Source organism: Streptomyces sp. NPDC002467 (assembly GCF_042889825.1).
GTDB lineage: Bacteria > Actinomycetota > Actinomycetes > Streptomycetales > Streptomycetaceae > Streptomyces.
Window position 1 is genome coordinate 106,058 of record NZ_JBIARJ010000019.1, and the last position, 12,855, is coordinate 118,912.

General features: G+C 75.5%; 11 protein-coding genes. 4 read left to right on the plus strand and 7 right to left on the minus strand.

Annotated features, from left to right (window positions below; translation table 11 throughout):
• Window positions 1–111: 111 nt before the first annotated feature.
• Together ACFYYJ_RS32260 and ACFYYJ_RS32265 are read right to left on the minus strand one after the other, a co-directional pair.
• Window positions 112–1,494, minus strand: coding sequence for an FAD-dependent oxidoreductase (locus tag ACFYYJ_RS32260; protein ID WP_389137626.1), 1,383 nt, complete (start codon window positions 1,492–1,494; stop codon window positions 112–114).
• A gap of 63 nt (window positions 1,495–1,557) precedes the next feature.
• Window positions 1,558–2,553, minus strand: coding sequence for a DUF4349 domain-containing protein (locus ACFYYJ_RS32265; RefSeq protein ID WP_389137628.1), 996 nt, complete (start codon window positions 2,551–2,553; stop codon window positions 1,558–1,560).
• A gap of 138 nt (window positions 2,554–2,691) precedes the next feature.
• On the opposite strand from ACFYYJ_RS32265, the gene hemG reads away from it, so the two are divergent.
• Both hemG and hemQ read left to right on the plus strand, forming a co-directional pair.
• Window positions 2,692–4,200 (plus strand): protoporphyrinogen oxidase, encoded by a 1,509-nt coding sequence (gene hemG / locus ACFYYJ_RS32270; protein WP_389137630.1) that lies wholly within the window; start codon window positions 2,692–2,694, stop codon window positions 4,198–4,200.
• A gap of 4 nt (window positions 4,201–4,204) precedes the next feature.
• Window positions 4,205–4,918, plus strand: coding sequence for a hydrogen peroxide-dependent heme synthase (gene hemQ / locus ACFYYJ_RS32275; protein ID WP_384578331.1), 714 nt, complete (start codon window positions 4,205–4,207; stop codon window positions 4,916–4,918).
• Between the two features lie 113 nt (window positions 4,919–5,031).
• Here hemQ and ACFYYJ_RS32280 read toward each other — a convergent pair whose 3' ends face one another.
• The 5 genes from ACFYYJ_RS32280 to ACFYYJ_RS32300 form a co-directional block, all read right to left on the minus strand.
• Window positions 5,032–6,879 (minus strand): alpha/beta fold hydrolase, encoded by a 1,848-nt coding sequence (locus ACFYYJ_RS32280; protein WP_389137632.1) that lies wholly within the window; start codon window positions 6,877–6,879, stop codon window positions 5,032–5,034.
• A gap of 85 nt (window positions 6,880–6,964) precedes the next feature.
• Entirely contained in the window at window positions 6,965–7,750 is a 786-nt protein-coding gene (locus ACFYYJ_RS32285) for a TIGR04222 domain-containing membrane protein (RefSeq protein WP_385125953.1), read from the minus strand.
• A gap of 74 nt (window positions 7,751–7,824) precedes the next feature.
• Window positions 7,825–8,907 (minus strand): TIGR04222 domain-containing membrane protein, encoded by a 1,083-nt coding sequence (locus ACFYYJ_RS32290; protein WP_389137634.1) that lies wholly within the window; start codon window positions 8,905–8,907, stop codon window positions 7,825–7,827.
• Window positions 8,904–10,199: a DUF692 domain-containing protein gene (locus tag ACFYYJ_RS32295; RefSeq protein WP_389137726.1), complete on the minus strand. Its 1,296-nt coding sequence runs from the start codon at window positions 10,197–10,199 to the stop codon at window positions 8,904–8,906. The genes ACFYYJ_RS32290 and ACFYYJ_RS32295 overlap by 4 nt, the downstream gene beginning before the upstream one ends.
• A gap of 303 nt (window positions 10,200–10,502) precedes the next feature.
• Complete coding sequence (locus ACFYYJ_RS32300) at window positions 10,503–11,261, minus strand: aminoacyl-tRNA hydrolase (RefSeq protein WP_389137636.1); 759 nt, start codon at window positions 11,259–11,261, stop codon at window positions 10,503–10,505.
• Window positions 11,262–11,403: 142 nt separating this feature from the next.
• Here ACFYYJ_RS32300 and ACFYYJ_RS32305 point away from each other — a divergent pair, with 142 nt between their 5' ends.
• Together ACFYYJ_RS32305 and ACFYYJ_RS32310 are read left to right on the plus strand one after the other, a co-directional pair.
• Complete coding sequence (locus tag ACFYYJ_RS32305) at window positions 11,404–12,219, plus strand: ATP-binding cassette domain-containing protein (protein WP_389137727.1); 816 nt, start codon at window positions 11,404–11,406, stop codon at window positions 12,217–12,219.
• A complete protein-coding gene (locus ACFYYJ_RS32310) occupies window positions 12,216–12,854 on the plus strand; it encodes an ABC transporter (protein WP_389137638.1) in 639 nt (212 codons plus the stop codon). Before ACFYYJ_RS32305 ends, ACFYYJ_RS32310 begins: the two co-directional genes overlap by 4 nt.
• Window position 12,855: the final 1 nt, after the last annotated feature.

The window sequence follows — 12,855 nt, forward strand, 5'->3', positions numbered from 1 at the left end:
CTCAAACGCCGGACGGGCCGGAAAATCCGGCCTCGCCGGCGTTTGAGGCGTGGGGTCTGAGCCCGGGGAACGGCGGAAGGGCGGGTAGGGGACCAGCCCCGCGGGGCCCGGCTACGCCCCCGCGGCCCGCACCGCGGCAACGGCCTTGCGGGCTGCCACCAGGACCGGGTCCCAGACCGGGGAGAACGGGGGCGCGTAGCCCAGGTCGAGGGAGACGACCTGTTCGACCGTCATGCCCGCCGTGAGGGCGACCGCCGCGATGTCCACCCGCTTGGCGGAACCGGCGCCGCCGACGATCTGTACGCCGAGGAGCCGGCCCGTGCGCCGCTCCGCCAGCATCTTCACCGTCATCTCCGCCGCGCCCGGGTAGTACCCCGCCGTGTTCGTCGAGCGGATCGTCGCCGTCACGAAGCGCAGGCCCGCCTCCCGGGCGTCCTTCTCGCGCAGCCCCGTACGGGCGATCTCCAGGTCGCAGACCTTGCTCACCGCCGTGCCGACGACCCCCGGGAAGGTCGCGTAGCCGCCGCCCACGTTCGAGCCGATCACCTGTCCGTGCTTGTTCGCGTGCGTGCCCAGCGGGATGTGCCGCGTGCGGCCCGCGATCAGGTCCAGGACCTCCACGCAGTCACCGCCCGACCAGATGTTCCCGTGGCCCCGGACCCGCATCGAGAGGTCGGTGAGGATGCCGCCCGAAGGGCCCAGCGGGAGCCCGGCCGCACGGGCGAGGGCCGTGCGCGGCTCGACGCCGATGCCGAGGACGACCACGTCCGCCGGGTACTCCTCGCCCGACGCCGTGGCCACCGCTCGGGCCCGACCCTCCTCGTCGGTGAGGATCTTCGTCACCTCGGCGCGCGAGACCGTGACGATCCCCATGTCGTTCATCGCGCCGTGCACCAGACTGCCCATGTCCGGGTCCAGGGTGGCCATCGGCTGCTCGCCGCGGTGCAGGACGGTGACCTCGTAGCCCCGCCCGACCAGGGCCTCCGCCATCTCCACGCCGATGTAGCCGGCGCCCACGACGACCGCCCGGCGGCCCTGCGTACGTTCCAGTGTGTCCATCAGGCGCTGCCCGTCGTCCAGGGTCTGGATGCCGTGGACCCCGTGCGCGCCGATGCCGGGGAGCGAGGGGCGGACGGGGCGGGCGCCCGTCGCCAGGACGAGCTTGTCGTAGCCCGTCCAGGATTCGGATCCGGTGTCCAGATCGCGGGCGCGCACCCGCGACCCGGCCAGGTCGAGCTCCACGACCTCGGTGCGGGTGCGCAGGTCGATGTCCCGGGCGCGGTGCTCCTCGGGGGTACGGGCGATCAGCTCGTCCCGCCCGGCCACCTGACCGCCGATCCAGTACGGGATCCCGCACGCGGAGTACGAGGTGAAGTGCCCGCGCTCGAAGGCGACGATCTCCAGCTCGGCCGGACCCTTGAGCCGGCGGGCCTGTGACGCGGCGGACATCCCCGCCGCGTCCCCGCCGACCACCACCAGTCGTTCCCTCGCCATGATCCCTACCGCCCCTTCGCAGCCGCCCGCCAGATGGTGGACACGCTACGTGCGAACGTGCGTTCAGTCCTGGACCTCGGCTCCCGTTTCCGAAGTACCCGCCGCGCGGGCCGCCGGCACCGGAAGCCTCGCCGGGGTCGGGGCGGCCTTCGGCGCCGCCGGGCGCAGCCGCCGGTACAGCCGGTACCCGAGGCCCGCCACCGCGGCGACCGCCGCGAACGGCAGCAGCGCGCCGATCGCCACCAGCAGGTAGCGCAGGAGCTTCGTGAAGACGTCCCAGCCGCCCCGCAGGGCCCCCAGGAAGGTGGGCTCCTTCTCCTTCTTCCCCGCCGCCGGCTTCGCGGCCGGCTCGGAGACCTCCAGGGTGATCGTGCCCATCGAGGTCTGGTCCTTCAGCGCCGTCTGCTGCGCCAGCAGCGACTCCAGATCGGACTGGCGCCGGCTCAACTCGCCCTCCAGCATCACCACGTCGCTCAGCGCCGAGGCCTTGCCCATCATCTCCCGCACCCGCGCCACACTGGCCTGCTGCGAGGCGACCCGGCTGCCGATGTCGGCCACCTTCTCGGTCACGTCCTGCGCCTCGACCTTGCGGTGCAGGAGCTTCCCGCTGCCCTCCATGGCGCCGAGCACCGCGTCGTAGCGCTCGCCGGGCACCCGCAGGGTCAGCGTGGAGGTCATCCGGCCGTCCCCGCCGCGCCGGGTGGACTCGCTGCCCACGAAGCCGCCTGCCCCGTCGGCCGCCGTGCGGGCCGCCGCGAGGGTCCTCTGCGGGTCCGTCGTCTCGATGCCGAGGGTCGCCGTGCGGATGACGTTCGGGCGGACCGCGGCCGGCTGCTGCTGCCCGTTCTTGTCCGCCGCCGGGGGCGCCGCCGCGCCCGCGCCCCCCGTGCCCTGGGACGCTGGAGCCGGGGCCTGGGCCGCGCCCTCCTGGGGCGCGACCGCCGCCTTGTCGGCGGAGGCGCCGCCCGAGCCGCCCGCGCAGCCGGTCAGGGCGAGCGCCCCGGTGAGCGAGAGGGCGGCCAGGGTGGCCGCGGAACGGTGTCCGAATGGTGCGCGCATCGTTGAAACCCCCGAGGATCGACCGGTGTTGCCGTTTCGACGTGCGCCGTCCCCTCCCGGGTTTCGCCTCCGCGGTTCCGGGCCGGTCCCGATGCGGTCACGTTCCGGCCTCGGAGATCGGTCTGAGACGATGTGTCCATGCACGAAGCGGACATGCGTACGGATCGCCCCGGCCGGAGCCGGCACGTCGTCGTCATCGGCGGCGGCATCGCGGGCCTCGCGGCGGCCCACCGGCTGCTCGCCGACGGCGTCCGCGTCACACTGCTGGAGGCCGGCGACCGGCTCGGCGGCAAGCTGTACGCCGGTGAGCTCGCCGGGGCCCCCGTCGACCTCGGCGCCGAGTCCCTGCTCGCCCGCCGCCCCGAAGCCCTCGAACTCGCCCGAGCCGTCAGCCTCGGCGAAGCCCTCCAGCCGCCCGCCACCGCCACCGCCCACCTGTGGACCCGGGGCGAACTGCGGCCGATGCCGCGCGGGCACGTCATGGGCGTCCCCGGCGACACGGCGCCCCTCGCCGCCTCCGGAGTGCTCTCCCCCGAGGGACTGGCCCGGATCGAGGCCGACCGGGAACTGCCGCCCACCGAGGTCGGCGAGGACGTCGCCGTCGGCGAGTACGTCGCCGCCCGCATGGGCCGCGAGGTCGTCGACCGGCTCGTCGAGCCCCTGCTCGGCGGGGTCTACGCCGGCGACGCGTACCGCATCTCCATGCGCGCCGCCGTCCCCGCCCTCTACGAGGCCGTCCGCAGCCACCCCACGCTGACCGAGAGCGTCCGCGCCCTTCAGGCCGGCGCCGCGAGCCGCGCGGCCGCGGAGCGGACCACCGTCACCGGCGCGGCCGCCACCGGCGCCTTCTTCGCCGGCATCGAGGGAGGCGTCGGACGGCTCCCGCTCGCCGTGGCCGAGGCCTGCCGGGCCGCCGGAGCCCGCCTGGTCACCGGCGCCCCCGTGCGCGAGGTCGTACGTACGTCGGAGGGCTGGCGGGTCGTCGCCGAGGGCGAGGTCATCGAGGCCGACGGCGTGGTCCTGGCCACCCCCGCAGGTCCCGCGGCCCGGCTGCTCGACGACCTCGCGCCGACCGCCGCGGCCGAGCTGCGCGGGGTCGAGTACGCCTCCATGGCCCTGGTCACGATGGCCTTCCGCCGCTCCGACCTGCCGGCCTCCGTCACCGGCGGCGGCGCCAGCGGGTTCCTCGTACCGCCCGTCGACGGGCGGACCATCAAGGCCTCCACCTTCTCCGGCAACAAGTGGGCCTGGTCCGGGGCCGTTCCGGAACTCTTCCTGCTGCGCACCTCGGTCGGCCGGTACGGCGACGAAGCCGATCTGAAACGCGAGGACGGGGAGCTCGTCGAGGTCTCCCTCGCCGACCTGGGCGAGGCCGTGGGCCTCGCCGCCCGGCCGGTGGCCTCCACCGTCACGCGCTGGGACGGAGGTCTGCCCCAGTACCCGGTCGGCCACCTCTCCCGCGTCGAGCGGATCCGGGGCGCGGTCGCGGCCCTGCCCGGCCTCGCGGTGTGCGGAGCGGCGTACGACGGAGTGGGCGTTCCGGCCTGCATCGCCAGTGCCGGCAAGGCGGCGGACGCGGTGATCGGCTCCTTCGGAGCGCGTTCGGCACCCCTGGGACAGACCACTGATCAGCACACGGGACAATAGGCACATGACTGCACCAGAGAAGATTCCCAACGCGGGGAAGAAGGCGAAGGACCTCAACGAGGTCATTCGCTACACCCTGTGGTCCGTCTTCAAGCTGAAGGACGTTCTTCCGGAGGACCGCAGCGGCTACGCCGACGAGGTCCAGGAGCTCTTCGACCAGCTGGCGGCCAAGGACATCACCGTCCGCGGTGCCTACGACGTCTCCGGCCTGCGCGCCGACGCGGACGTCATGATCTGGTGGCACGCCGAGACGGCGGACGAGCTGCAGACCGCCTACAACCTTTTCCGCCGCACCAAGCTGGGCCGCGCGCTGGAGCCGGTGTGGTCGAACATGGCCCTGCACCGCCCGGCCGAGTTCAACAAGTCCCACATCCCGGCCTTCCTGGCCGACGAGGTCGCGCGCGAGTACGTCAGCGTGTACCCCTTCGTGCGCAGCTACGACTGGTACCTGCTGCCCGACGAGGACCGCCGCCGCATGCTCGCCGACCACGGCAAGATGGCCCGCGGTTACCCGGACGTGCGCGCCAACACCGTCGCCTCCTTCTCGCTGGGCGACTACGAGTGGCTGCTGGCCTTCGAGGCCGACGAGCTGTACCGCATCGTCGACCTCATGCGTCACCTGCGCGCCTCCGAGGCCCGTATGCACGTCCGTGAAGAGGTGCCCTTCTACACCGGGCGCCGCAAGTCCGTCGCCGACCTGGTGGCCGGGCTCGCCTGATACCTCCCCTGGGGGGAAGGACCGGAGGACGACCACACCGTTCGGTGAGTTCCTCCGGTGGATCGGGAGGCCCTGCCCCCGAAACGACGCAGCCGGAGATCCCGCCCGGAAGTTCAGACGACTGGCGACAGCAGTGCCCCGGGGGTTGCCCCGCGGGTGCTCGCCGTCCGGTCGTCCAGCGACACCGGTGCGGGCTCCGGATGCGGCGCACACGTGACGCGCGCGCCGCCGTTTTCCGCCGGCGAGGTGTCACCCGTCAGCAGATACCGCTCCACGTGCCGGTCCACGCAGTCGTTGCGTCCGCCGACCACGCCGTGCGAGCCGGACCCCTTCTCCGTGACCAGCGCGGCCTCCCCGCCGAGCCGCCGCTGGAGCTCCAGCGCACCCCGGTACGGGGTGGCCCCGTCGCGTTCCGCCGCCACGATCAGGGTGCGGGGCAGCTTCGCCGCCCGCCCTTCGCCCACCGGCACCGGGCGCTGCCGCTCGCGCACCGGCCAGTGGGCGCACGGCAGGTTCAGGAAGGTGTTGGCCCAGGTCTCGAACGGGGCCGTACGCGCCAGCGCGGTGCCGTCCCGGTCCCAGACGGCCCACTCCCCGGGCCAGGGGGCGTCGTTGCACAGCACCGCCGTGTAGACGGCCGTCGCGTTCTCGGCCTCCGCGGCCCGCTCCGGGTCGGGGGCGGCCTGCCGTACGAGTTCCGTCGGATCGCCGCGCAGGAACGCGGCCAGCGCCGCCGCCCGGTCCGGCCACACGTCGTCGTAGTAAGCGGCCCGCAGATAGGCGGCCTGGAGCTCGCCGGTGCCGACCCCGCCGCCGGCCGGGGTACGGGCCAACGCCTCCCGGACGCGCTCGTAGGAGGCCTGCACGGCCGCCGGGGTGGCGCCGAGGCGGTAGGTGGAGTGGTGGCGGGCGACCCAGGAGCGGAAGTCGTGCCAGCGGCGCTCGAAGCCGGTGGCCTGGCCGAGCTGGGAGCGGTACCAGATGCCGGCCGGATCGGGATCGACCGCCGAGTCGAACACCATGCGGCGTACCCGGTCCGGGTGGAGGGTGGCGTAGACGGCGCCTAGGTAGGTGCCGTAGGAGCCGCCCATGAAGGTCAGGCGGGGCTCGCCGAGGGCGGCGCGCAGCACGTCCAGATCGCGGGCGTTGGTCAGCGTCGTGTAGTACGGCAGGGCCGCGCCGGCGCGCTGGGCGCAGCCCTCGGCGTACGCCCGGGCTTCGGCGACGCGCTGCCGCTTGTACGCGGCGGAGGGGACGGCCGGGACCTGGGTCGGGCCCGTGCGGGCGGCGGGGTCCCGGCAGGACAGCGGGGCGGAGCGGCCGACGCCGCGCGGGGCGTACCCGACGAAGTCGTAGGCGGCGGCCACCCGCCGCCACTCGGGGAGCCCGGCGGCGAGCGGGAACGCCATCCCGGAGGCCCCGGGCCCGCCGGGATTGTTCACGAGCGCCCCCTGCCGGCGCGCACCGCCCTCCCCGGTCGCCGGGACGCGGCTGACGGTGAGGACGATCTGCGGCCCGTCGGGGCGCGCGTAGTCGAGCGGTACGCGGAGCCCGGCGCACCGCACGCCGCCGGGCAGCCCCTCGACGGCGGGGCACGCCCCGAACTCCAGCGGTGCGCGTGCGCCTCCGGCGGGGTGGGCGGCGCCTCCGGCGGGGTGGGCGGCGGCTCCGGCACGGGCCGCGGCGGCGGCGCGGCGGGCCACGAACTCGGCCCCCGCTGCCTCCGACGCGAGTCGTTCGCCTCCGGCGGGCCGGTCGGAACGGGCTTCGGTGGAGGCTGCCAGGGCAGGGCCGGACGGGGAGGCGCGGCGGGAGGCGGGCTCTGCGTCGACGGCTGCGGCCTCGGGCCGGGCCGCGGCCGGGAGGCGTGCGGAGGCGGGGTCCGCGGCGGGCACGGCGGTGGCGGAGAGGGAGGCGAGGAGGGTCAGGGACAGGGCTGCCGTGACGGCGGTTGTGGGCATGGGGAGTCGGCCCTTCGGGTCGTCCGATGAGCCGACTAAAGGGTCGGGCGGTGCCCGTGTAAAGGATCGGCGGGCGGTGTCGGCCTCATTGGCCCCGTTGCCCCGGGATCCGCCCCCGGTTGCCGTACCCGAGGGCCGCCCGGAGCCCGGGGTCGCCGACCGCGCGTACGCCCCGTACGGCCACCGCGGTCAGCGATTCCTCCTCGCCCCGCTCCTCGTCCAGGGCGACGAGCAGCCGCTGCCCGGCCGGAGAGGCCCAGGACGAGTGCAGGTGTCCGTCGAAGCGGGCTATCCCGAGGCAGCTCAGGGAGAGGATCAGCGGCAGCAGGAACCACACCGCGACGATCGTGGCCGAGGTCCCCTCGAACGGTACGGCGAGCGCGGCCGCCGCCATCGCGAGCACCAGCAGGGTCGCCCCCTGGACGGCCCGGACCCCCTCGCCGATCCCGCCCCGTACGCCCTCGCTCAGCGCGAGCCCCGCCTCGCCCAGCCGGTCCGCGAGGTCCCGTACGGCATCGTCCTCCGCCACGGTGTACCGCAGCGCCGGCACGGGCGACTGCCCGTCGGGGCCGAACGCCCCCAGCACCGACCGCTCGTGCGGATCGCGCCCGACGGGATCGACGACGGTCGCCCAGCCCGTGTGCGCGAGCAGCAGCCGCCGCTCGCGCTGCATCGAGAGCAGGGTCAGGTCGGCGACCCGCAGGGGGCCGCCGGCGAGGTAGGCGGCCTCGTACAGGCTCAGCTCGGTGTGGTGGTGCGAGGAGGCGGAGCCCGACGCGGGCTCCGCCGCTCGGGTGGCGGCCACCAGGAGACGGGCGCACGACACCAGCACCCCGGCCCAAGCCGCCAGCAGGAACAGGACCCAGAACATTCCCGCTTTCTACAAGCTGATGATGTGCCTGGTCAGGGGGTGCGAACAGCTTGTAATGGGACCGTGATGGGCCGTCAGGAGCTACTGGAACAACTGGAGCCGGAAGAACTGCTGCAACTGGAGCCGCCACAGCTGGAACTCGAACTGCCACAGCTCGAACTCGAACCGCCGCAAGACGAACTCGAACTTCCGCAACCGGAGCCGCTGCCGCCGCAACCGCTGCCCGAGGAGCCGCAACTCGACCCCGAGCCACAGCTCGACCCGCTCCCGCCGCCGTCGCCGCCCGCGCACCAGACGATCGGGACGAGGGCATCGGAGGAGGAGTCGGAGCCGTGCGAGTGGTGGGAGCCGCGCGAACCCGGCGAACCGGGCATACGGTTGCCGGACTGGGCCGCGGCCAGCCGGGTGCCCCGCGCGGCCGGCACCAGCTGCTGCCGCAGGTGCGGGTCCCGCAGACCGCGCAGCCCGGACAGCGAGATCCGCACGCGCGGGCTCTGGTCGTTCTGGTGGGCCCGCCGCATCGCGGACAGCGCCCGCGCCCCCGCCGGGGTGAGCCGGCTCCTGCCCCGACGCGCGCCGACCACGCCCATGACGATCCCGCCCACCAGCGCGGGCAGTACCACCACGATGAACGGCACCGAGTCGTCCAGTACGACCATCCCCACGATGGTCAGCGGAATCGACACCGGGACGAGGATCGCGCACACGACGGCCTGGACCACGCCCCAGCGCCGCCGGGACGGGCCGGATCCGGGCGGGGAGATCAGCCCGCGGGCCGCGAGGACGTCCCCGATCTCCTGCACGGCCGGGTCGAGCATGGCCGCGTACCGCACCTGGTAGAGCCACCCCGAGGGCGCTGCCTGGTGGGCCTGGAGGACGGCGCGCTCGGCGACGTCGCCGGCCCGCGCCCCGGGCCGCACCTGGACGATGCCGGGACCGCCGGCCATCAGCCGCCCGTCCGAGAGCATCGCGGCGAGCGCGGCGTCCACGACGCCTCCCGGCCCGCCCACCAGGAACGCGGCCTCGGACAGGTCGTGCAGTCCGCCGGAGGACCCGCCGGAGCGGGGCCGGGGGCCGCGCAGCCCCCGCACCAGTACGAGGGAGGAGCCGACGACCCCCACCCAGACCGCGACCGCCAGCCAATTCGTGAAACTCATGCCGCCCTCCCCGCGAGCGTCCGGGCCCAGCGCGCGACACGGCCGGGCGGTCGTGCCCCGGCCCGCTCGCGCCACCAGGCGGTGAGCCGCCGCCGCGCCGCCGCGTCGGCCGGCAGGTCCCGTATCAGCAGGTGCTCGGCGAAGTCGAGCGCGTCGCGGCGGTAGCCGCCGCTCATCGGCCGGCTCTTGGCGTAGGCGAGGAAGGCCTCGCGGTACGGCTCGCCGCCGCCGAGGATCTCCCGCAGCTCGGGCGCCACCTTGGCCACCACGTCGGCCCGCTTGGCGGCCAGGGCGCGGGCCTGCACCCGGACCCGCCGCCGGTCGAACCCCTCGGGCACGGGCGTCCCGGCCACCAGCGCCGACAGCAGCGCGGCCTGCCCGAGCCCCACCCGGGTCCGGACCGCCTCGGCGAGTTCCGGTTCCGACGGGGAGGCGGGCGTGCCGGGGCGCCCCCGCGGGGCGTCGAGCCGGGCGTCGAGCCGGGCCCCGGACGTCGACACGGCGCGGATCGCCGTCAGTTCGGCCGCGAGCTCCGCCTCAGGCGGGAAGTCGTCGTCCCGTTCCAGCAGCACGCCCGGCGGGTCCACGCGCGAGCGCAGTTCGGCCAGCAGGTCGAGCACCACCGGCGGCACCGGGTGCGCGTGCGTGTCGTGCCACACGCCGCCCTTCTCCACTCCGCCCGCCACGTGCACGTACGCCAGCGCCTCCAGCGGGATCGCGTCGAGCACGGCGGCCGGGTCCTCGCCCCGGTTGACCCGGTTGGTGTGCAGGTTGGCCACGTCGATGAGCAGCCGGACGCCGGTCCGCTCGACCAGCTCCGTCAGGAACTGCCCCTCGGTCAGCTCCTCGTCGGGCCACGAGATCAGCGCGGCGATGTTCTCCAGCGCCAGCGGCACCGGCAACGCGTCCTGCGCGGTCCGCACGTTCTCGCACAGCACGTCCAGCGCGTCCCGCGTGCGCGGCACCGGCAGCAGGTGGCCGGCCTCCAGCGCGGGCGAGGAGGTCCGTACGAAGGCGATGTGCTCGGTGACGAGCGGCGCCCCCAGCGCCACCGCGCGCTCGCCGAGCGCCGCGAGCTTCGCCGGGTCGGGGCGGTCGGCGCCGCCGATCCCGAGCGAGACCCCGTGCGGCACGACGCGGATCCCGCGCTCGCGCAGCCGCACCAGGGACTCCGGCAGGTGGCCCGGGCAGATGTTTTCGGCCACCACCTCGACCCAGTCGAGGCCGGGCAACCGCTCGACGGCGTCCGCGATCTCCGGCCGCCAGCCGATCCCCACTCCCAGTCGTTCCATGGGCTTCATGTCCCCCGCCCCCTTCGTCCGGCCGTGATCCGATGTCACCGGTCATCCGTGTGATGGCCCCGCCGAAGCCGGGCCAATCCGCCGGAGGGGACGTTCAGAGCAACATTTGAGGTTCCCGGCCCCACGCCGTCGCTAGGGCCTGTCTTTCGGATCATGCCGGGCTCGCGGGGCCTGGCACGCACGCTCGCCGCGTTGTCGTCGGTCGCCAACGCTCCGCGTCGACTCCCTCCTCCGCCTTGCGATCGCACGCGCCAGGCCCCGCTCCCTGATCCGGCCTGATCCAAAAGACAGGCCCTAGGGCCGGAGCCGGGCCCGCAGCGCGGGGTGGTCGGCGACCACCGTGCAGGAGCCGGGCGCGATCTCCGTGAAACCGGCGTCGCGGACCACGGGCAGCCCGCCACCGCTCAGCTCCTCCCACCGCTCGCGCGGGGCCGTGCGCACCGCCAGGCGGAAGCCGTCCGCCCGCCACAGCTCCCGCTCCGCGCCGGTCAGCTCCCACCACGCCAACTGGGCCCCATGCCCGGCCTGGGCCATCGCCTTGCCGGCGGACATGTCGAGGTCGGGATTGAGCCACAGCACGGGCAGCCCCGGCTCGGCGTCCGGGCCGACCGGTTCGGGGTCGTCCAGGTCGGTGCCCGACACCTGGAGCTTCGCCAGTTCCTTCGGCCAGCCGTCGAGCGGCACCGGCGGGAAGACCCGCACCTCGGAGCCGTCGCCGTGCACGGTGACGCCCGGCAGGGTCTCCGCCTTGCGCCACTCCGCCCCGCGGGCCCGCCGGACCACCTTGCGGATCCGCGCGTCCTGCCAGTCCCGCACCGCCTCGGCCCACTCGCCCTCGCCGTGCGCCCGCTCGTCGGAGAGCAGCACCAGCACCGCGCGGGCCGCCGTCTCCAGGGCGTCCGTCCGGGCGGGCGGCGCGGTCTTCTCGATCCGGACCACCAGAGGGAGGACGAACTGCGGGGCCTCGTCGCGCAGGACGTGCTCCTGCCGGAACGGGCTGTCCGCCCCGACCGCGGGTACCTGTGAAGCGTCGTGCGCGTGCTGGCTGCTCATCCGGCCAAGGATGCCAGGCTCCCCCTCCAGGATGATGCCGAGGGTGCCCCGACCGGGCGAGGATCGGCGGCATGCAGAGTGATCCTCCCGCCTCCGGCCCGACGGCCTCCCACCGAACGGCCCCGCATCCGAGGGGCCGGCGCTGAAGCTCACCGCCGTCGGCCGCCGCTACGGACCCCGCCGCCCCTGGGTGCTGCGCGGGGTCTCGCTGGAGCTGCCGCCCGGCGCCCTCGTCCGGATCGAAGGGGGCAACGGGGGCGGCAAGTCCACCCTGCTGCGCCTCGTCGCGGGGATCGACACCCCGAGCGAGGGGCGCATCAGCGGACGCCCGCGCCGCACGGCCTACGTGCCCGAGCGCTTCCCGGCGGCCCTGCCGCTGACCGCCGAGGCGTACCTGACCCACCTGGGCCGGGTGCACGGGCTGTCGCGCGCCGGGGCGGCCCGGAGGGCGGGGCAGTGGCTGGAGCGGTTCGGGGCGGCCGGGCACGCCCGCACCCCGATGGCCGAACTGTCCAAGGGCACCAGCCAGAAGGTGGCCGTGGCCCAGGCCCTGCTCGCCGAGCCGGGACTGCTCGTCCTCGACGAGGCGTGGACCGGGCTCGACGCCCCGGCCCGCGCCGAGTTGGACCGCGCCGTCGCCGAACGCACCGCCGCCGGGGCCGCCGTGGTCTTCGTCGACCACGACCCGCGGCGGCTCGCGGGCGCCGCCGACGCGCACCACCGGATCCGGGGCGGCGCCCTGACCCCGGTGTCCGGAGCGGCCGGCCCCCTCGTACTCGTACGGATCCACGCCGCAGCCGCGCCCGGCCAGGAGCTGCCACCCGGACTGGCGGGGGCGCCCGCTCCCGACGGCGGGGTCCTGCTCACCGTGGAGGCCGCCCGCTCCGACGAGGTGCTCCGCACCCTGCTGACCGCCCGGCCGTCCTGGCACATCCGCGCCGTGGAGGAACCGAAGTGACCGCTCTGCTCCGCTACCAGGGCGCGCTGCTGCTGCGCTCCCAGCGGTGGATCGCACCGCTGGTCGTGTACGCCGCCTTCGTGGCCGCGGGGATCCGGCCCGGCGATCCGGTGCCGGACTCCCTCGGCTTCGCCGCCGCCGGGCTGGTCCCGCAGGCGGCCTGGCTCGTGCGGATCTGCGTCACCAACGAGCCCGACGCGGCCCGCGACTGCGCGGCCGCCGCGGCCGGTCCCGTACGGGTCCACGCCGCGGCCCTGACCGTCGCCCTCACCGGGGCACTGCTCGCCGGGGCCGCTGGTGGAGCCGTGGCGCTGCTGCTCGGCGCCCCGGCGGGGGCGGGCCCCGCGCGGGCGGCCGTCGCGGGGGCCGCGGCGGTGGCGGCCTGCGCGCTGACCGGTGCGGCCGTCGGGGCCCTGTGCAGCCGGCCGCTGATCCGGCGGCGCGGCTACGCCGTGCTCGCCGGCGCCCTCGGCTCGCTGGCGGCCTGGGTCCTCGCCGGTTCCCCGGCCCGCGTGGCGGTGTCCGCGCTGGTCACCGGCTCGGTACGGCCTCCGGTGGGGGCCCTGGCGGGGGCGCTGCTGCTGGCGGGCGCCGCGGGCTCGGCGGCCTGCCTGGTCGCCGCCCGGCGGGGGTGAT

Bases quoted from the DNA above. Each gene is read 5' to 3' on its own strand.
- ACFYYJ_RS32285 (WP_385125953.1), bottom strand. From the start codon at position 7,750: ATGTTCTGGGTCCTGTTCCTGCTGGCGGCTTGGGCCGGGGTGCTGGTG.
- ACFYYJ_RS32290 (WP_389137634.1), bottom strand. From the start codon at position 8,907: ATGAGTTTCACGAATTGGCTGGCGGTCGCGGTCTGGGTGGGGGTCGTC.
- ACFYYJ_RS32280 (WP_389137632.1), bottom strand. From the start codon at position 6,879: ATGCCCACAACCGCCGTCACGGCAGCCCTGTCCCTGACCCTCCTCGCC.
- ACFYYJ_RS32295 (WP_389137726.1), bottom strand. From the start codon at position 10,199: ATGGAACGACTGGGAGTGGGGATCGGCTGGCGGCCGGAGATCGCGGAC.
- hemQ (WP_384578331.1), top strand. From the start codon at position 4,205: ATGACTGCACCAGAGAAGATTCCCAACGCGGGGAAGAAGGCGAAGGAC.
- ACFYYJ_RS32265 (WP_389137628.1), bottom strand. From the start codon at position 2,553: ATGCGCGCACCATTCGGACACCGTTCCGCGGCCACCCTGGCCGCCCTC.
- hemG (WP_389137630.1), top strand. From the start codon at position 2,692: ATGCACGAAGCGGACATGCGTACGGATCGCCCCGGCCGGAGCCGGCAC.
- ACFYYJ_RS32260 (WP_389137626.1), bottom strand. From the start codon at position 1,494: ATGGCGAGGGAACGACTGGTGGTGGTCGGCGGGGACGCGGCGGGGATG.
- ACFYYJ_RS32300 (WP_389137636.1), bottom strand. From the start codon at position 11,261: ATGAGCAGCCAGCACGCGCACGACGCTTCACAGGTACCCGCGGTCGGG.